General features: G+C 58.8%; 18 protein-coding genes and 3 pseudogenes. 10 read left to right on the forward strand and 11 right to left on the reverse strand.

What is annotated here, in order from left to right; translation table 11 throughout:
- Together AC1DRJ_RS10380 and AC1DRJ_RS10385 are read left to right on the forward strand one after the other, a co-directional pair.
- A pseudogene (locus AC1DRJ_RS10380) lies at nt 1-201 on the forward strand (hypothetical protein); the annotation flags it as partial.
- A 2-nt stretch (nt 202-203) separates the two neighbouring features.
- Complete coding sequence (locus AC1DRJ_RS10385; RefSeq protein WP_477802057.1) at nt 204-686, forward strand: GreA/GreB family elongation factor; 483 nt, start codon at nt 204-206, stop codon at nt 684-686.
- 9 nt (nt 687-695) lie between these two features.
- On the opposite strand, the gene cysB is transcribed toward AC1DRJ_RS10385, so the two are convergent.
- The 4 genes and pseudogenes from cysB to AC1DRJ_RS10405 form a co-directional block, all read right to left on the reverse strand.
- Complete coding sequence (cysB, locus tag AC1DRJ_RS10390) at nt 696-1,670, reverse strand: HTH-type transcriptional regulator CysB (RefSeq protein ID WP_477802058.1); 975 nt, start codon at nt 1,668-1,670, stop codon at nt 696-698.
- A 113-nt stretch (nt 1,671-1,783) separates the two neighbouring features.
- On the reverse strand, nt 1,784-2,287 hold the full coding sequence (locus tag AC1DRJ_RS10395; protein ID WP_477802059.1) for a universal stress protein: 504 nt from the start codon (nt 2,285-2,287) through the stop codon (nt 1,784-1,786).
- Nucleotides 2,288-2,382: 95 nt separating this feature from the next.
- Nucleotides 2,383-3,288, reverse strand: coding sequence for a 5'-nucleotidase (locus AC1DRJ_RS10400; protein ID WP_452625505.1), 906 nt, complete (start codon nt 3,286-3,288; stop codon nt 2,383-2,385).
- A gap of 25 nt (nt 3,289-3,313) precedes the next feature.
- A pseudogene (locus AC1DRJ_RS10405) lies at nt 3,314-4,099 on the reverse strand (putative 2-dehydropantoate 2-reductase); the annotation flags it as partial.
- Nucleotides 4,100-4,226: 127 nt separating this feature from the next.
- On the opposite strand from AC1DRJ_RS10405, the gene AC1DRJ_RS10410 reads away from it, so the two are divergent.
- Together AC1DRJ_RS10410 and AC1DRJ_RS10415 are read left to right on the forward strand one after the other, a co-directional pair.
- Nucleotides 4,227-4,670: a PilZ domain-containing protein gene (locus AC1DRJ_RS10410; protein ID WP_477802060.1), complete on the forward strand. Its 444-nt coding sequence runs from the start codon at nt 4,227-4,229 to the stop codon at nt 4,668-4,670.
- Between the two features lie 118 nt (nt 4,671-4,788).
- Nucleotides 4,789-5,865, forward strand: coding sequence for a 3-deoxy-7-phosphoheptulonate synthase (locus AC1DRJ_RS10415; protein WP_477802061.1), 1,077 nt, complete (start codon nt 4,789-4,791; stop codon nt 5,863-5,865).
- 65 nt (nt 5,866-5,930) lie between these two features.
- Here the strand turns inward: AC1DRJ_RS10415 and AC1DRJ_RS10420 are convergent, their stop codons facing one another.
- On the reverse strand, nt 5,931-6,212 hold the full coding sequence (locus AC1DRJ_RS10420) for a GNAT family N-acetyltransferase (RefSeq protein WP_477802062.1): 282 nt from the start codon (nt 6,210-6,212) through the stop codon (nt 5,931-5,933).
- Between the two features lie 641 nt (nt 6,213-6,853).
- Here AC1DRJ_RS10420 and oprI point away from each other — a divergent pair.
- A complete protein-coding gene (oprI, locus tag AC1DRJ_RS10425) occupies nt 6,854-7,105 on the forward strand; it encodes an outer membrane lipoprotei OprI (RefSeq protein WP_007943620.1) in 252 nt (83 codons plus the stop codon).
- Nucleotides 7,106-7,229: 124 nt separating this feature from the next.
- Here oprI and AC1DRJ_RS10430 read toward each other — a convergent pair whose 3' ends face one another.
- The 3 genes from AC1DRJ_RS10430 to AC1DRJ_RS10440 all read right to left on the reverse strand — a co-directional run bounded on the left by AC1DRJ_RS10430 (nt 7,230) and on the right by AC1DRJ_RS10440 (nt 9,255).
- The gene (locus AC1DRJ_RS10430) at nt 7,230-8,201 is read right to left on the reverse strand and encodes a L,D-transpeptidase family protein (protein WP_477802063.1); all 972 of its coding nucleotides are present in this window, start codon (nt 8,199-8,201) and stop codon (nt 7,230-7,232) included.
- 98 nt (nt 8,202-8,299) lie between these two features.
- On the reverse strand, nt 8,300-8,593 hold the full coding sequence (locus AC1DRJ_RS10435; protein WP_003226812.1) for a hypothetical protein: 294 nt from the start codon (nt 8,591-8,593) through the stop codon (nt 8,300-8,302).
- Nucleotides 8,594-8,649: 56 nt separating this feature from the next.
- Nucleotides 8,650-9,255 (reverse strand): arylesterase, encoded by a 606-nt coding sequence (locus AC1DRJ_RS10440; protein ID WP_477802064.1) that lies wholly within the window; start codon nt 9,253-9,255, stop codon nt 8,650-8,652.
- A gap of 10 nt (nt 9,256-9,265) precedes the next feature.
- Between AC1DRJ_RS10440 and AC1DRJ_RS10445 the strand changes: the two genes are divergently transcribed.
- The 3 genes from AC1DRJ_RS10445 to greB are packed head-to-tail and all read left to right on the forward strand — an operon-like array spanning nt 9,266 to nt 12,985.
- Complete coding sequence (locus AC1DRJ_RS10445) at nt 9,266-9,949, forward strand: ABC transporter ATP-binding protein (RefSeq protein WP_477802065.1); 684 nt, start codon at nt 9,266-9,268, stop codon at nt 9,947-9,949.
- A complete protein-coding gene (locus AC1DRJ_RS10450) occupies nt 9,949-12,453 on the forward strand; it encodes an ABC transporter permease (RefSeq protein WP_477802066.1) in 2,505 nt (834 codons plus the stop codon). The genes AC1DRJ_RS10445 and AC1DRJ_RS10450 overlap by 1 nt, the downstream gene beginning before the upstream one ends.
- 34 nt (nt 12,454-12,487) lie before the next feature.
- A complete protein-coding gene (greB, locus tag AC1DRJ_RS10455) occupies nt 12,488-12,985 on the forward strand; it encodes a transcription elongation factor GreB (protein ID WP_033057207.1) in 498 nt (165 codons plus the stop codon).
- A 3-nt stretch (nt 12,986-12,988) separates the two neighbouring features.
- Here the strand turns inward: greB and AC1DRJ_RS10460 are convergent, their stop codons facing one another.
- The 3 genes from AC1DRJ_RS10460 to AC1DRJ_RS10470 form a co-directional block, all read right to left on the reverse strand.
- Nucleotides 12,989-13,297, reverse strand: coding sequence for a hypothetical protein (locus AC1DRJ_RS10460; RefSeq protein WP_007943613.1), 309 nt, complete (start codon nt 13,295-13,297; stop codon nt 12,989-12,991).
- Between the two features lie 248 nt (nt 13,298-13,545).
- Complete coding sequence (locus AC1DRJ_RS10465) at nt 13,546-13,980, reverse strand: DoxX family protein (protein WP_477802067.1); 435 nt, start codon at nt 13,978-13,980, stop codon at nt 13,546-13,548.
- 103 nt (nt 13,981-14,083) lie between these two features.
- On the reverse strand, nt 14,084-15,505 hold the full coding sequence (locus AC1DRJ_RS10470; RefSeq protein ID WP_477802068.1) for an MltF family protein: 1,422 nt from the start codon (nt 15,503-15,505) through the stop codon (nt 14,084-14,086).
- Nucleotides 15,506-15,740: 235 nt separating this feature from the next.
- Here AC1DRJ_RS10470 and AC1DRJ_RS10475 point away from each other — a divergent pair, with 235 nt between their 5' ends.
- Together AC1DRJ_RS10475 and AC1DRJ_RS10480 are read left to right on the forward strand one after the other, a co-directional pair.
- Nucleotides 15,741-16,574, forward strand: a complete 834-nt coding sequence (locus AC1DRJ_RS10475; protein WP_477802069.1) for a TatD family hydrolase — start codon at nt 15,741-15,743, stop codon at nt 16,572-16,574.
- 260 nt (nt 16,575-16,834) lie between these two features.
- A pseudogene (locus AC1DRJ_RS10480) lies at nt 16,835-17,642 on the forward strand (methyl-accepting chemotaxis protein); the annotation flags it as partial.

The following is a 17,642-nucleotide window of genomic DNA, read 5'->3' on the forward strand; positions in this document are numbered from 1 at the left end:
CAGCCGGATATTCCTCCGCAGAGCCCGATCTTCGAACAGTACGAAGAGAACCTGCGCAAAAACGAGCAGCAGGTACGAATGGATCAGGCCCGAAGCAGCAGTCGCAACCTGTCCAATCCAAAATGCCAGTTCTGGCTACAGCAGGATCAAACCGCGCCGAGCGAAAAAAGCCGCACCAATGTCCTGCAGTTCTGCGACTGACCATGAACAAACAGACCGTCCACCAATTGATCCTCGACAAGCTGCGGGTCGATCTCGACATCGCCGAGCGTGCCGCGCAAACCGCTTACGAAACCGCGACCCACGAAGAAAATATCGCTGAAAACAAGTACGACACCCTAGGGCTAGAGGCTTCTTATCTGGCGGCCGGACAGGCCAGGCGGGTAGAAGAAATCAGACAGTCACTGATGCTGTGCCAGAATCTGGCCTTGCGTGCGTATGACGATCAACGCGGCATTGAAATCGGTGCATTGCTCGGCCTGGAGGACGAGAAGGGTCGTGAGCAATGGCTGTTTCTGGCCCCTGATGCAGCCGGCCTGAAGGTCGAACTGGTGGGGCAATGGATTACTGTCATCACCCCCCGCTCGCCGCTGGGCAAAAGCCTGCTGGGCAAGTTCGAAGGGGATGATGTGGAGATTCTGGTAGCGGGTGCTCGGCAACAGTTTGCTGTTACCGAGGTGGTCTAGACCCGGCGATCAGTGCACCGGCAGTTCGACGCCGTCGAACAACTCTTCGAGTTCCTGCTTGTTGTGGCACTGAATGGCTTTGGCCATCACTTCGCGGGTCAGGTGCGGGGCAAATTTCTCGATGAAGTCGCACATGAAACCGCGCAGGAAGGTGCCGCGACGGAAACCGATTTTGGTAATGCTGGACTCGAACAGCTCGCTGGCATCGAGCACCACCAGGTCGCTATCGAGTTTTGCGTCGACCGCCATTTTCGCCACGATGCCCACGCCCAGGCCCAAACGAACGTAGGTTTTGATCACGTCGGCGTCGGCGGCGGTGAACACCACTTTGGGCGTCAAGCCGCGATGGCTGAACGCTTCGTCGAGTTTCGATCGGCCGGTGAATCCGAACACGTAAGTGACGATCGGGTATTCGGCCAGGGCTTCGAGGGACAGCGTCGACAGTTTGGTCAGCGGGTGACCTTGAGGCACGACTACACAGCGGTTCCAGCGATAGCACGGCATCATCACCAGGTCGCCGAACAACTCCAGCGCTTCGGTGGCAATGGCGAAATCCACGGTGCCGTCAGCGGCCATTTCAGCGATCTGCATCGGCGAGCCCTGGTGCATGYGCAGGGCAACGTCTGGGTATTGCTTGATGAAATTGCTGATCACCGGTGGCAATGCATAACGTGCCTGAGTGTGAGTGGTAGCGATCGACAGTGTGCCCTTTTTCTCGTTGGAGAATTCCTGGGCGATCTGCTTGATGCTTTCAACCTTGCGCAGAATCTCGCCGGCGGTGGTGATGATGCGTTCACCAGCCGGGGTCACGCGAGTCAGATGCTTGCCGCTGCGGGCGAAAACCTCGACCCCCAATTCGTCTTCCAGCAGGCGGATCTGTTTACTGATACCCGGTTGCGAGGTGTAAAGGCTTTGGGCAGTAGCGGAAACGTTGAGGTCGTGGTGCGCCACTTCCCAGATGTAGCGCAATTGTTGAAGCTTCATATGAATCCCTCAAAGCAGGTAGACGCCACGGGYATCAGCGACGGTATATAACTATATTAATGGTYWGRAGAATAAATCTAGAACTTTTTTGTCGAATTGCCAGTATTCGTATTCTAGCGATCACCCTGCCGGCGCCGCTCCACCAGCGGCACCAGATAGACCGGTACCCGAGACAGTTGCAACACTCGTGCAGCGGTCCTGCCCAGCGGTGTTTCCGCGCCAGTGCCGTGGCTATGACTTCCTACGATCAACAAATCCACGGAGAGTTTCTCCACCTGATCGAGAATCACCTGCGACGGATCGCCCTGTAGCACCCTCACCGCTTTAATCCGCGCCAGGTCCTGTTCCCCTTCATCCCCCAACTCTTCACGAAAGCTATCGAGCACGCGCTGCTCGATATTGGCTATCACWGTGCTCAGGCCCTGACTATGAAACTCGTTCAGCGCCTGTTCATCCAGGTAACTCTGAAGCACCGATTCGGCAAACAGCCCCATGGGCTCAACCGCGTGCACAACATACAAGTCGGCATTGAATGTCCGCGCCAAGGCCAAGGCGTGCTGCATCACCAACGGTGCATATAGGCCAAGGTCAGTGGCATACAGCATCGACTGAATCATAAGATCTCCTCACAAGCCAAAATGGCGGAGATTTGATTCAGCTTAGCAGTGCCTTGGCGAGTACGACGCCTTGCGTAACGCATTGAACCGCGGGCTTAAACCTTTTGCTCGTTGCTTATGCCGTGTGGTACATGGCCAGTGGCGACGACTTCGCGGGCCAATTCGCAATGGCCGGCCTGATCGTCGAAAAACACGTCGGCAGCAAAGGCTTCGAGAAAGGCGGATTTGGTCAGTCCACCGAGAAATAGTGATTCGTCCAGACGAATATCCCATTCGCGCAACGTACGAATCACTCGCTCATGGGCCGGCGCCGAACGCGCCGTCACCAGCGCCGTGCGGATCGGGCAGTCGTCATCGGGAAACTCACGCTGCAACAGGTTGAGGGCAGCCAGGAAGCCCTTGAACGGCCCTCCACGCAGTGGCTCGCGGGCGGCCTCACGCTCGCTGGCCTGGAACGCTTCCAGACCACCGGACTGATAGACCCGCTCCGATTCGTCGGAAAACAGCACCGCATCACCGTCGAAGGCAATCCGCAATTCATCACTGGCCGCGCGGCTGGCTCCGCCCGACAAAATGGTCGCCGCCGCGAAACCGGCATCCAGTGCACTGCGCACATCATCTGCATGCGTCGACAGAAACAGGTCGCAGCCAAAGGCCTTGAGATAGGGATAGGGACTGCGCCCACCGACAAACGCAGCGCGGGAAATCGCCAGCCCATAGTGATGAATCGAGTTAAACACCCGCAGGCCGGTGTCGGCGCTGTTGCGCGACACCAGGATCACCTCAACCCGCGCTCGGCCGAGGCGGGTATTGAGGTTCAGGAGTTTCTGCACCAGCGGGAAGGCATCACCGGGCTCGAGGATTTCGTCCTCGTGCTCAATCTGATATTGCCGGTAGGCTTCGACGCCGCTCGACAGATACACCTTGTGGCTTTCGCTCAGGTCGAACAGTGCTCGCGAAGAAATCGCCAGCACCAGTTTGTCGTCGATAGTCTTTGCCATGCCCTTCCCCCTCAGGTAGATCGGCTCACCTGTTGCGTCGATCGATGAAACCCAGGCTGCGATGCAACGCCTCAATCAGCGGCAATTCGCACCCCGCCGCTTTGGCCGCCGCCAGGGGCCGCGCATAAATCGCGGCCAGTTCCAACGGACGCTTGTGCAGGAAATCGTGGTACATGCTCGGCCAGTAATCCGGCATTTTTTCGGTCACCATGAACAGATGGTCGGCATAACCGGCCGGTATCTCGTGTCCACAGGCGATAGCCCCCTGAACCACTTCGGCCATCAATGCCTTGATCAGCTCCCGGCTGTCAGCATCGGCCATCAAAGGCGTGGTGCTGGCCCCCAGCAGAACCGACAGACCGTTGTACGGGACATTCCAGACCAGTTTTTGCCAACGCGCCTGGCGCAGATCCGGCATGGCCTGCGAATCAATACCGGCACTGTGGAATAACCCGGCGCCCTCCTCGACAATCGCCATGCGCGCCTGCTCATCAGCAGCGGGGCCACTGTGGTAGCCGATGTTGACTGCGCCGAGCGCCTGATGGGTAATTTCCCCGGGGCCGGTGCGATGGACGCAGATAAAACACAGCCCGCCCAGCAGGTGCAGCGAGTCGGGGAGCAACTCGCGCAGACTGTCTTCAACATCCAAACCATTTTGCAGTACCAGCACCTTGGCATTCGGTGCGGCCGCCTGAATGATGGCAGGGGCCAGGTCCGCATTGCTGGTGGTTTTGGCGCCGACCAGCAACCAGTCGCAAGCGGGCATGTCTTCAGCGCACGAATAGGCCTGAACCGGATTCAACGTCAATGCGAAAATCACCAGGGATACGCCACTCATGGCCAGTAGCCGTTGGTCGGCGTCGAAATCGGTCAGGTCCAATTCGGCCACTATACTTCGGGAAACAATGTCAGATGGCCGACACAGGGAGTCCGTGTTCATGGGACGTTTTATTCCTCATCCTGACGATGTGCCCGTCGAATTAACGTTACTCAAACATGAGTGCATCTCGCGCCAGCGCTTGCACACTATCAGCCTCGGGGGCATGGCTTGCAATTATCACCGGGCCTGGCGCCATGGTACGGCGCTGGAAGTGCGCATGCCGACCTTGAACCCCGACCTGCGTTATCTGGGCTATGTGGCCTGGTGCCTGAGGCGCAAACGCGGCTATCTGGTGGGCATTGCCTTTGTGGACGAGCAGATGCTGTTCAGTGCCCGGATGGGCGAGCAGGTGTGCCAGATCGAACGCTACTGTCGCCTGCACGACGCGCACGAAGACTTGCAGGAAATTCAGGCACTGGCCCTCGAATGGGTCCAGAAGCATGCCGACGAGTTCTCTCACGACACCGTTCATAAGGCATTTGCACTGCCTGTGCTGGATTAAACCCATTGTCGAGCAGGCGSWTWACGCGCTAAGGTTCGGCTCCCCGACGCGCTTAATTTGCTGTGCTCCGCCGCGCGGGTTCGCTGGCGGCCGGCACCCGTGACCTGACGAGTAAACGATGGCTGATTTACCGATCAACGACCTAAACGTCGCCTCCAACGAGACGCTGATCACTCCTGATCAGCTCAAGCGCGATATCCCTCTGAGCGACGCCGCCCTGCGCACCGTCACCAAGGGCCGCGAAGTCATTCGCAATATCCTGGACGGCACCGACCACCGCCTGTTCGTCGTCATCGGGCCTTGCTCGATCCACGACATCAAGGCTGCCCACGAATACGCCGATCGCCTGAAGGTACTCGCCGCTGAGGTGTCCGATACCCTGTATCTGGTCATGCGCGTGTATTTCGAGAAGCCACGCACCACCGTCGGCTGGAAAGGCTTGATCAACGACCCGTACCTGGACGACTCGTTCAAGATCCAGGATGGTCTGCACATTGGTCGTCAATTGTTGCTGGACCTGGCTGAAATGGGCCTGCCGACCGCGACCGAAGCCCTCGACCCGATCTCCCCGCAGTATCTGCAGGACCTGATCAGCTGGTCGGCCATCGGCGCACGTACCACCGAATCCCAGACTCACCGCGAAATGGCTTCCGGCCTGTCCTCGGCAGTCGGCTTCAAGAACGGCACTGACGGCGGCCTGACAGTGGCGATCAACGCCCTGCAATCGGTTTCCAGCCCGCACCGTTTCCTGGGCATCAACCAGGAAGGTGGCGTGTCGATCGTCACCACCAAGGGCAACGCTTATGGCCACGTGGTACTGCGTGGTGGCAACGGCAAGCCGAACTACGACTCGGTCAGCGTCGCGCTCTGCGAGCAAGCGCTGAACAAGGCGAAGATCAAGCCGAACATCATGGTTGATTGCAGCCACGCCAACTCCAACAAGGACCCAGCCCTGCAACCGTTGGTGATGGAGAATGTTGCCAACCAGATTCTCGAAGGCAACCAGTCGATCATCGGCCTGATGGTCGAGAGTCACCTGAACTGGGGCGCCCAAGCCATCCCGAAAGACCTCGCCGACCTGCAATACGGCGTATCGATCACCGACGCTTGCATCGATTGGTCGGCCACCGAAAACACCTTGCGCAGCATGCATGCCAAGCTCAAGGGCGTGCTGCCCAAACGCGATCGCACTTGATCACCGTTTAGCGCACACAAAAACGCCAGGCTTAAACCTGGCGTTTTTTTATGCGTTCTTTTTGGTCACAGCTTGGCGGCGTGCCGCTGGTGACGCTCCATGTAGCGCTCAACGTAAGAGCACGATGGAATGACGGTGTAACCCATCTCCTCTGCGTACTCCAGCGCCTTCTCGGTCAAGGCGGCGGCAATGCCGCGACCACGCAATGCGTTGGGCACAAAGGTGCGATAGATATCCAGAGTCTGTTTCCCCAGATCCATATAGGTCAGGTAGGCACGATGACCGTCCACAGTGGTCTCGAACTGATGACCAGCCTGGTCATGGTGGATGGACAACGCCTCGCTCATCACTACTCCTCGCGGGTCTTGAAATCTGACCCCTACCTTACCGATGTTTTTCCGGCGAAGGAACATCTACGCCACCCCGTGCCTGAATGGACACCGAGAAGAACTGCACCGATCTCGCGCAACCGAACACGTAACAAATAGTAGGCACCATTGGCAGAAATGCTCAAGGTGCGCTCGTCATCATGCTTAGCCAGCGGGTGCTGCTCCAGGGTTCGCAGGGACGGCTCGACCGACGGTCTTTGCGGGTCGACAGCCTGAACATTGCCGGATATTGAGACATAAGACGTAGCCGCTCTCTTAAAGTCACCTCTACATGGATAAAGATTATGAGACCCACTGCACAAAATTCGAACAAAAGTATGGACGAATTTATCTAGCCAGACTTTAGCCAAGACTGAAAAAAACGTCGTGAGTGCGCGGAACTTTTCTTCGGCGGCTCGCTCATCTCGGGCCTCGCAGCTGGATATTTTTTAAACAATGCAGTTAAAAGTTGCTCGAAAAAGAATCAACGCCTACAATTTTTTTTGCTTAGTGCTTTACGTCAGTTTACTTACGAGTAGTAATGAGTAGTATGTACGCCGGCTATTTCCTCACTCTGAGGAGACAGCTAAATTAATAGAAAGTCCTTGAAGGGGAACACGATGAACAACGTTCTGAAATTCTCTGCACTGGCCCTGGCCGCAGTTCTGGCTACCGGTTGCAGCAGCACATCGAAAGAAACCGAAGCACGTCTGACCGCTACTGAAGACGCAGCTGCTCGCTCCCAGGCTCGTGCAGACGAAGCTTACCGTAAAGCTGATGAAGCTCTGGCTGCTGCTCAAAAAGCACAACAGACTGCTGACGAAGCTAACGAGCGTGCTCTGCGCATGCTGGACAAAGCTAGCCGCAAGTAATAATCCCTCGGGATTATTATCAAGCCGACCCATTTTTTGGGTCGGCTTTTTATTGCCTGATGCTTCTTTCAGGCAACAAAAAACCCGCCGACGCAGCCTGCGTCGGCGGGTTTTTTTTCAAGCCTTACTGCAATGGATCCAGCGGCGCACTCGACATCATTGGCGCAGCAGCACTCGGCACGGCGATTTCCACCGGCAGGCCATCTTCAGCGGCAACCACGTCGCGCACCACATCCCAATTCATGCGCAGGTTGTTGGTGATGTCCTCACGCTTGAGCATCGCATTGATAACTGCGGTGTGCTTGTCGACCACCGAAGGGTTGCCCTTGTCATCCAGCGGCGTGTGCGCTTCCAGGTAAACCTTGCCGGCACTCACACCGAACTTGTACGGGTCGTTGATGATCCGCACGGACGTCCCGACCGGCACCATGCCGGCCATTTCCAGCACGTTGTTGTTGAACATGCGGAAGCAACCGTGGCTGGTGCGCATGCCGATGCCGAATTTCTTGTTGGAACCGTGGATCAGGTAGCCCGGCGTGCCCAATGTGAACTTGAACGGCCCCAGAGGGTTGTCTGGGCCGGCTGGCACTACATTTGGCAGCGGATCACCGTCGGCGGCGTGCTCGGCCTTGATCGACGCTGGAGGAGTCCAGGTCGGGTTCGGCGTTTTCGCGATGATGCTGGTGTGGGCAATCGGCGAGCCCCAGCCTTCACGACCGATACCCAGCGGGAAGGTGTAGACCACGTTCCGGCCTTTCGGGAAGTAGTAGAGGCGGTATTCAGCCAGGTTGATCACGATGCCTTCACGAGGTCCCGGCGGCAGGATGAAACGTGTCGGCAGAATGATTTCGGTGCCGGCGCCCGGCAACCATGCATCGATACCCGGGTTGGCCGCGACCATTTCCGTATAGCCCAGGTCGTAAGCGGTACCAAGGTCAGCGAAGGTATCTTCGTACTTGGCCTGGATCACCTGCACCTGACCGATGATGTCTTCACCGGGCGGTGGCAGGGGGAACTCCAATGCTGCAACTGGACCGGCCACACAGAGGGCGGCAAGAGACAGGAAGCGGGTGACGGCAGGAAAACGCGGCAACATCCGGAAAGTCCTTCGCAGATCGACAAGGGTAAAAGCGCGATTGTACACCGGCGCCCATAAATTCGGGGAGTCAGCCGATAGCACGCTACCTTTTTGCGCTACAGCTCGAAGCGCAGCTCTGGCCAAATCGGCGAGGTGCCGCGTTTCTGCGATTCCAGAATAGCCCGGCACAGCGAACACAACCGCTGATCCTGGAACACTCGACGGTCGACACTCGACCAACGCGGCTGCGCCGGCAACAGACTGCCGCACAAGGTTCGGTCCGCCGAGCCTCCGAGCTCCAGCTGACGGGTTACCAGATGTACCCGCACTTCCTGGCAGGCGAACAGATCCAGCTGTTCGTCAGGCTCGATCAGTTGATAGGCAAAAAGTGACCAGGCAGGACGCGGCATCGGGGGCTCCAAATCGGGGGCGCCACCTTAGCCGAAAGCCTGCGCCTAGAAAAGCGTCATAACAGCGGTTTTAGGGTAGGCCAGACATTTTCCAGCAACTTGTCCTGAGCCCCCGCTGCCGGGTGTATGCCGTCAGCCTGCATCAAGTCTGGATGACCGCCCACGCCGTCGAGAAAAAACGGCACCAACGCGATGCTTTTTTCGTTGGCCAGCGTGCTGTAGACCTTTGCAAAGGCCTCGGTGTAACGAACGCCGTAGTTGGGTGGCAATTGCATGCCCAACAGCAGGACCTTGGCACCGCTGTCACGGGAGCTGTCGATCATCGAAGCAAGGTTTTGTTGCAAATTAGCCGGGGGCATTCCGCGCAGCCCGTCATTGCCGCCCAACTCGAGGATTACGAGTTCCGGCTTATGCTCTGCAAGCAGCGCAGGCAGGCGTGCCTGGCCTCCGGCACTGGTGTCGCCACTGATGGACGCGTTGATCACTTTATCGTCGAAACCTTCGTGTTTGAGCCGCTGTTCGAGCAGAGAGACCCACCCCAACCGGGTATCCAGTCCGAAACCCGCGCTGATACTATCGCCAACGATCAGGACAGTACCCGCCGCTGCGTTCTGGGCCATGCACATCAAGGCCAGGCCAGCACTCAAAAACCACACACGCATCGGATTCTCCATGGGCGCAAGCATTCTCACCGCGAAGAACCTCAGTAAAGTGGTCCCAAGCGCGGAAGGTGAACTGACTATCCTGCACGAACTCRGCCTGGAACTGAACAAGGGCGACAGCCTGGCCATCGTCGGCGCCTCCGGTTCCGGCAAATCCACCCTCCTCGGCCTGCTTGCCGGTCTCGATCTGCCCAGCAGCGGTGAAGTCACGCTGGCCGGGCAAGGGTTGAGCACGCTCGATGAAGATCAACGGGCGCGCATTCGGGCCGAGCATGTCGGCTTTGTGTTCCAGTCCTTTCAGTTGCTCGACAGCCTCAATGCCCTGGAAAACGTCATGCTGCCCCTGGAGCTCGATGGCCGCAGAGACGCCCGCGAACGTGCCACCGAGTTGCTGCAACGGGTCGGCCTGGGCCAACGCCTGACGCACTCTCCACGCCAGCTCTCAGGTGGTGAACAACAGCGTGTGGCGATTGCCCGGGCGTTTGCCGCCGAACCCGATGTGCTGTTTGCCGATGAACCCACCGGCAACCTCGACAGCCACACCGGCGAACGCATCAGCGATCTGTTGTTCGAACTCAACCAGGAACGCGGCACGACGCTGGTGCTGGTGACTCACGACGAACGCCTGGCACATCGTTGCCGGCGCCTGATCCGCCTTGAAGCCGGCCTGCTGGTCGCCCCTCTGGAGCCTTGATGGCACGCCTGCCGCTGCTGCGTCTGTTCAGTCTTGCAATCCGCCAACTGCTGCGCGATGCCCGCGCTGGTGAGTTGCGCGTGTTGTTCTTCGCCTTGTTGGTGGCCGTGGCGGCGAGTACCGCCATCGGCTACTTCGGCGCCCGCCTGAACGGCGCCATGATGTTGCGCGCCACAGAGTTTCTCGGTGCCGATCTGTTGCTCGAAGGCAGCTCACCGGCACGGCCCGAACAGATCAAAAGCGGCGTGGAGCTGGGACTCGAACATGCTCAAGTGGTGGAGTTCTCCAGCGTCATCGCCACTGACAACGGTATTCAGCTATCCAGCATCAAAGCTGCGGATGAGGTTTACCCCCTGCGCGGAGAACTGAAAAGTGCCCCGGCGCCCTTCGCCCCACAAGTGCCGGGTGGCGGACCGAAACCCGGTGAGGCCTGGGTTGAGGCGCGACTGCTGACAGCGCTGGATTTGAAGATTGGCAACAGCATCGACGTCGGCATGAAAACCCTGAAACTGGCACGCGTGCTGACGTATGAACCCGACCGGGCTGGCAACTTCTACAGCCTGACACCCCGGGTGCTGATCAACCTCAGCGACCTTGCCGCCACCGGTGTGGTGCAGCCGGGTAGCCGGGTCAGCTACCGCGAACTCTGGCGCGGTAAAGCCGAGGCGCTGGAAACCTATCGCCAACTGATCAAGCCTGGCTTGGCCGCCAACCAGCGCCTGCAGGATGCCCGGGACGGCAACCGACAGATTGGCGGCGCGTTGGGTAAAGCCGAGCGCTACCTCAACATGGCGAGCCTGGTGGCGGTTCTATTGTCCGGCGTGGCGGTAGCGCTGTCGGCCACGCGCTTCGCCACGCGCAGATTCGATGCCAGCGCATTGTTGCGTTGCCTGGGTCTGTCACGCCGGGAAACCATGGTCCTGTTCAGTTTGCAGCTGACGGTACTCGGCCTGCTCGCCAGCCTCAGTGGCGCCTTCATCGGCTGGCTGGCGCAGCTTGGACTGTTTGCGTTGCTGCATGATTTGTTGCCGACCGATGTGCCGCCAGGTGGTCTGCTGCCGGCCATCGCCGGGATTGGCACCGGGCTGGTTGCACTGGCCGGATTCGCCCTGCCACCGCTGGCTGCACTCGGTCGTGTGCCACCGCTGCGGGTGTTGCGTCGGGACATGCTGCCGATTCCGTCCAGCACCTGGATGGTCTATGGCGCCGCCTTGGGCGCCCTCGGCCTGATCATGTGGCGCCTGAGCCTCGACCTGGTGCTGACCTTTGCCCTGCTCGGCGGCGGCGTTATCGCCGCGCTGGTGCTCGGTGGCTTGCTCTTGCTGCTGCTGAAAAGCCTGCGCCGGATGCTGGCCCGCGCTTCGTTGCCCTGGCGCCTCGGATTGGGCCAGCTGCTGCGTCATCCATTGGCGGCAGCGGGACAAGCGTTGGCCTTCGGCCTGATTCTACTGTCCATGGCGCTAATTGCATTGCTGAGGGGCGAGCTGCTGGACACCTGGCAGAACCAGCTACCGAAAAACGCGCCAAATTACTTTGCGCTGAACATCCTGCCGGCGGACAAGCAGGCCTTTACGGATCGCCTGATCCAACTGTCGGCTCACTCCGCGCCGCTTTATCCGGTGGTCCCGGGTCGACTGATCAGCATCAACGGCGAGCCGGTACGTGACATCGTCAGCAAAGATTCCGCCGGTGATCGAGCGATCCAGCGCGACCTGAGCCTGACTTGGGCGGCGGACTTGCCAGCGGGTAACAAGATCACGGCGGGCAACTGGTGGACCGAACAGTCGCCCGACGATGTCCCCGGTGTTTCGGTTGAAGRCAAAGTGGCCGAAAGCCTGAAGCTCAAACTCGGCGATCACATGGTGTTCACCGTGGGCGGGGTCAATCGTGAAGCGAAAGTCACCAGCTTGCGAGAAATCAACTGGGACAACTTCCAGCCGAATTTCTTCATGATCTTCCAGCCCGGCACCTTGAAGGATTTACCGGCGACGTACCTGACCAGTTTCTATCTGGCGGCCGGTCATGATCAGCAGATTGTCGACCTGTCGCGAAGCTTCCCGGCGGTGACCATTCTGCAAGTCGAAGCCTTGCTGGAACAGTTGCGCAGCATCCTCGCCCAAGTCACCCTGGCGGTGGAATATGTGCTGTTGTTTGTACTGGCGGCGGGGATGGCGGTGTTGTTTTCCGGTTTGCAGGCGACGCTCGATGAACGCATTCGCCAAGGCGCCCTGTTGCGAGCGCTGGGGGCCGAACGGCAATTGCTGGTGAAGGCCCGACGTATCGAGTTCGGGTTACTCGGCGCTGTCAGCGGCTTGTTGGCGGCACTGGGGTCGGAATTGGTGAGCCTGGTGCTTTACCGCTACGCCTTTGACCTGCCGTGGCATCCACACCCGTGGTTGCTGGTGTTGCCAGTGATCGGCGCGGTGCTGATTGGCGGCGCCGGTGTGTTCGGTACCCGTCGTGCATTGAACGCCAGCCCCCTGACAGTGTTGCGCGAGGGTTGATAGACTCGAACCATCTCCACTACAAGAAGCTGCCATGAGCCGTTATCGCCCTCCCCGCACCGCTGGCACCGCGCTGATCACACCTGAAGGTGAAGCGCGGATGCGGGCCGAGTTTCATGAGCTTTGGCATGTACGGCGACCGCAAGTGACGCAGTCGGTGAGCGAAGCTGCCGCTCAGGGTGATCGTTCCGAGAACGCGGAATACACCTATGGCAAAAAGATGCTGCGCGAAATCGACAGCCGTGTGCGCTTTCTCACCAAGCGGCTGGAAGCGCTCAAGGTAGTCAGCGAAAAGCCAAGCGATCCGAACAAGGTCTATTTTGGCGCTTGGGTCACGATCGAAGACGAGGACGGCAAAGAGTCGCGCTATCGCATTGTCGGGCCGGATGAGCTGGACCTGAAACTGGGGTTGATCAGCATCGACTCACCGCTCGCGCGCGCGCTGATCGGCAAGGCGCTGGATGCCGAAGTTCGCGTCCAGACACCGACCGGTGAACAATGCGTGTATATCGTGGCGATTGAGTACCTTTGAACCTCAGCGGCGAGTGATCAGGCCTTGTCGGGCAACGCGGGTCAACTGCCTGATCATTTCCGGCGCGTCTTCAAGGCTGGGTGATTGAATTACCGCCAGGTCAAAACTGTCACTGGCAAATCGAGCCAGCGATTCGCCGTCTTCGACAAACTGGATCAGGAACGCAGCAGGCCCGCCGGTACGTCGTGGCCAACCATCGAGATAACGCAGAAGCGTTGGCTGATGTTGACCGCCAAGCAGGATTTTTGGATTGCGCTGGGTGAGATGTGCCGTGATCGGCGCGGGACGTACTGTGGGACTAAGTGCGTTCATCGAGTCGTGTCTCTGCCTCAAAAGTCTGCATGGCAGGTGAGAGGCAACACCGAACCAGCGCTTTAGCGGTATTTCGAAGCCTGTTTCAAGCTTCTATCGGCAACTGATTGAGTCACCTGGCGCCCCGCAAGTAGCTGTTTAAATCGGCGCATGGGCAACATCCTAGAGAAGCTGACCGGACAGTGTCAAGAATGACGCGCAACAAAAAAGGCCTGCGCAATGCAGGCCTTTTCGTTGAGCCAGAGCGGTCAGTCGCTGATGGCGCGGTCTATCGACAGCTTGCCGGCACCTTCAATCAATACCGCGATGCTGCCACCGAGCAGGGCCAGGGCGAATTCATAACCGTTGTTGGCCATGAACAGGCCGTTATGGATATGCACCGAAAAAATGGCAACCAGCGAGAGGAAGGTCAACCCCAGCGCAGCAGGACGAGTCAACAGGCCGATGATCAGGGCCAGGCCGCCGAAGAACTCGGTACCACCGGCCAGGATCGCCATCAAATGACCCGGCGCCAAGCCCAGGCTTTCCATGTACTGCGCAGTACCGGCGATGCCGTAACCACCAAACATACCGAAGAGTTTCTGTGCGCCGTGAGCTGCGAAGATGATCCCGACGACGATCCGTATGGCGGTCAGGCCGAAACCGGCGCGGGTAAACAGTACCTTGTTGATCAGTGAGCTCATGCTGTGTCATCCATTGTGAGAGTGTGTTCGTTGGGCGCCATCTTAATCGACAAAACAAATGTTAAAAGCGCAATAACTGCGACATAACAATCAGTTTAGTTGATCATTTGCGAGAGACAACGTTTTGTCCCTGAGGCTCCAGCGACTCCCTCTCACGATCGAATGCCAGGTAATACTTGTTCACGCTATTAACATAGCTGACAGGGGCCATACCCACCTGCTCCATGGCAATGCGCTCGACCTGGAAGAACCACTGATTGGGGTTCAGGCCACGCCGCCGGGCTTCGGCGCGCATGCCTTGAACCCGCTCCGGGCCAATGTTGTAAGCGGCCAGCACAAATGCCATGCGCTCACGCTCGTTGAGTTTGGGGCTGGCGAAGAACTTGCGGCGGATCATGGCCAGGTACTTGGCTCCGGCCTGGACATTGGCGTCGAGGTCCTGAATGTTATTGACCCCCACTCGCTGGGCTGCAGACGGGGTGATTTGCATCAGCCCTGTGGGGGCACCATTGTTGCGGACGTTGGGTTGCAGTCCCGACTCCTTGAACGCCAGCGCCGCCAGGTTCAACCAGTCCATGCCTTGGGCATCGGCATGTTTTTGCAGCACCGGTCGCACTTTCTCCAGGCGCTGGCGGTCGGCCTTGGCCAGTGGATAGTGCACTTGATACAGCCGGCGATAGATCCGCAGAAACGCTACGTCCTGGTCCGACGGTTTCTTGTACGTCGTCAGGAAGCGATCGATGCTCGCCCGCAGCATCGACGCATCGCGGCGCACAAACCAGAATTCTTCGCCCGGCTCGCTGATCTGCACCTGCTTGTCGAAGCGCAACTTGGGCAGGATCTTGCCCCAGCGTTCGGCAATCGGTTGCTCGACAATGGTCAGGTGAAAGATCCCGCCCTGAACCATTTCCAGCACGTCTTCAACGGCAAGACTGGGATCGACCCATTCGATCGTTATCGGCGCCAACTTGTGCAGCGCCAGTTTTGAATTGATCTGGCTCACTGCATCCCCGGCCGCACTGCCGTTGGGCAGCGCCAGGGTCTTGCCCGATAGTTGTTCAACGCGGGTGTAACGACGCTCACCTTTGATCCCCACCAGCACCAACGGGATATTGCTGGTCAGYGGTTCACTGCTGCTGACTGCGTAACCTGGCTGCAAATCAAGCAACTCCCCGGGTGCGACCAGATCACCCTCCCCGCGCTGCAAGGCGCCGAGCAGTTGATCCTTGGCTTTGGGAATGATTTTGAGGCTGATTTCCTGACCGTCACGGGCGTGGCCGTTGAGGTATTGCTCGAAAGCGCGCAAGCGGTGGTATTCGACACCGATGGCCTGGCCCTGGACTTCGCCAGAGCTGTTGCGGCTCTGGTTGACCAGCACCCGCAATACCCGGCTACTGCGAATCTCCGCCAAATCGCGCACCTTGGCGGCCGGCACGGCTTGCAACGGCCCGGCCAAACGCGCAACCGCCGGCATCGGCAGCAGCAACGAACAGCACAGCAGTAGCAAAATCGAGGGACGTGTCATCCACTCTCCGGAAGGAATACTGGTCGATTTCCGAAAAAAATCATGAAATCGAACGACAGAAACAGAGCGCCATGAGCGCTGGCAAAGTGCGAAAGACTGGCACAGTGATGGCACCCTGGCCACCCTGCCCTGTCTCGTGGCATCAAGAGACAGCTWTAACTCGTTGTAGTTCTTGGCTTTTCTTATAAATCTACAGCTCTGATATGCTTTCCGGCCTTTGGTCCGAGGTAGCACCATGCAACTCATCGATATCGGCGTCAACCTGACCAACCCCAGTTTTGCCGACAAACACCAGGCTGTACTCGACCGCGCGTATGCCGCGGGGGTCTGCCAATTGGTCCTGACCGGCACCAATGTCGAGGGTAGTGAACAGGCCCTGGAACTGTGCCAACAACTGGACGAAACCGCTCAACGGCTGTTCGCCACCGCCGGCATTCACCCCCATGCGGCGAGCGACTGGAACGCTGACAGCGCGCAGCGTTTGCGCAGTTTGCTCAGAGAACCAAACGTGGTGGCCGTGGGCGAATGCGGGCTGGATTTCAATCGCGACTTCTCCCCGCGTCCGCAGCAAGAAAAGGTCCTCGAAGAACATCTGGCGATGGCGGTCGATTTGCAGTTGCCGGTGTTCCTGCATGAACGAGATGCCAGTCAGCGACTGCTGGAAATCCTGCGGGACTACCGAGATCAATTGCCAGCCGCCGTGGTGCATTGCTTCACCGGCGAAAAGAAAGCCCTGTTCAGCTACCTCGATCTGGATTTGCACATCGGCATCACCGGCTGGATCTGCGACGAGCGCCGGGGCACGCACTTGCATCCGCTGGTGAAGGAGATCAAACGGGGCCGGCTGATGCTGGAAAGCGATGCGCCGTATCTGCTGCCACGCAGTTTGCGGCCCAAGCCAAAAAACGGTCGCAACGAGCCGGCGTATTTGACTGAAGTGTTGCGGGAAGTGGCGTTGCATCGAGGGGAAAGCGAGGAAGATCTTGCCGCCCACAGCACCGCCTGTGCACGAACGTTCTTCGGTCTGCCTGCAATCCCCCAGGAACCACATATTCCCCTGTTGGAGTAAGCCCTGTGGCGAGGGCGCTTGCCTCCGTTGGGCTGCGTAGCAGCCCCAAAAAATCCTGATGCACCAATCTCATGTGAGTGCTACGCACTCAAACGGGGGCAAGCCCCCTCGCCACAGGGCCAACTCCCACTGGGGGACGGTGGTGCATGTTGATCCACATCAAATTCAGTGTTTCTGAGTCGCGGCACAATGATGGCACCTTGCCAATGCTGTTTCCGCTATCAGAGAAGACCTCCATGGGTGCCTGGCTTAGCAACATCTCGGCGGGTTACCAGCGAGTGGTCAACACCGTTGCCAGCACAGCGCGGCTACTGGACGTGGGCGCCGCACGCCTGGCTTCGAGCATGAACGAAGTGCGCCAGGGCATGCTCGGCCAGCAAAGCGAAACCGATCAGGCGGCCACGGCGATCAATGAAATGACCGCCACCGTTTATCACATTGCCCAACACGCGGGCGCCACCCGCGACCTTTCGCAAATGGCAGATACGCTGGCAGGCAGTGGGCAGCAAGTCGTCATCCGCGTGCAGCAGTCGATTGCCGGGTTGTCCAGCGGTGTGCAGCAGACGGCCCAGATGATTCAGCGTCTGGCCGAGGACAGTCAGAAAATCAACGGCGTGGTCTGCGTGATTCACAGCATTGCCGAGCAAACCAAGTTGCTGGCCCTGAATGCGGCCATCGAAGCGGCGCGCGCCGGTAAAATGGGCCGCGGCTTTGCGGTCGTCGCCGATGAAGTGCGCAATCTGGCCAAACGCGTGCAGACCTCCACCGACGAGATCACCCTGATGGTTGCCGCCTTGCAGGCCGGGACTCGGGACGCGGTGGACTTCATGCAGGAAAGCTCATCCAAGGCCGACGACTGCGTCAATCAGGCTCAAGAGGCCGGTGCCGCGCTGGCGGAGATCACTGGCGCCGTGGCGCAGATGCGTGAAAGCAATACGCAAATTGCAGTGGCGGCCGGGCAGCAAAGCCAGGTGGCAGAAGAAATGAATCGGGCGGTGGTGAGTATTCGCGACGTGACTGAAAATACCGTGCAGCAAACCATCAACTCAGCGACCACCAGTCATGAGC

It is taken from the genome of Pseudomonas sp. P5_B2 (assembly GCF_056400445.1).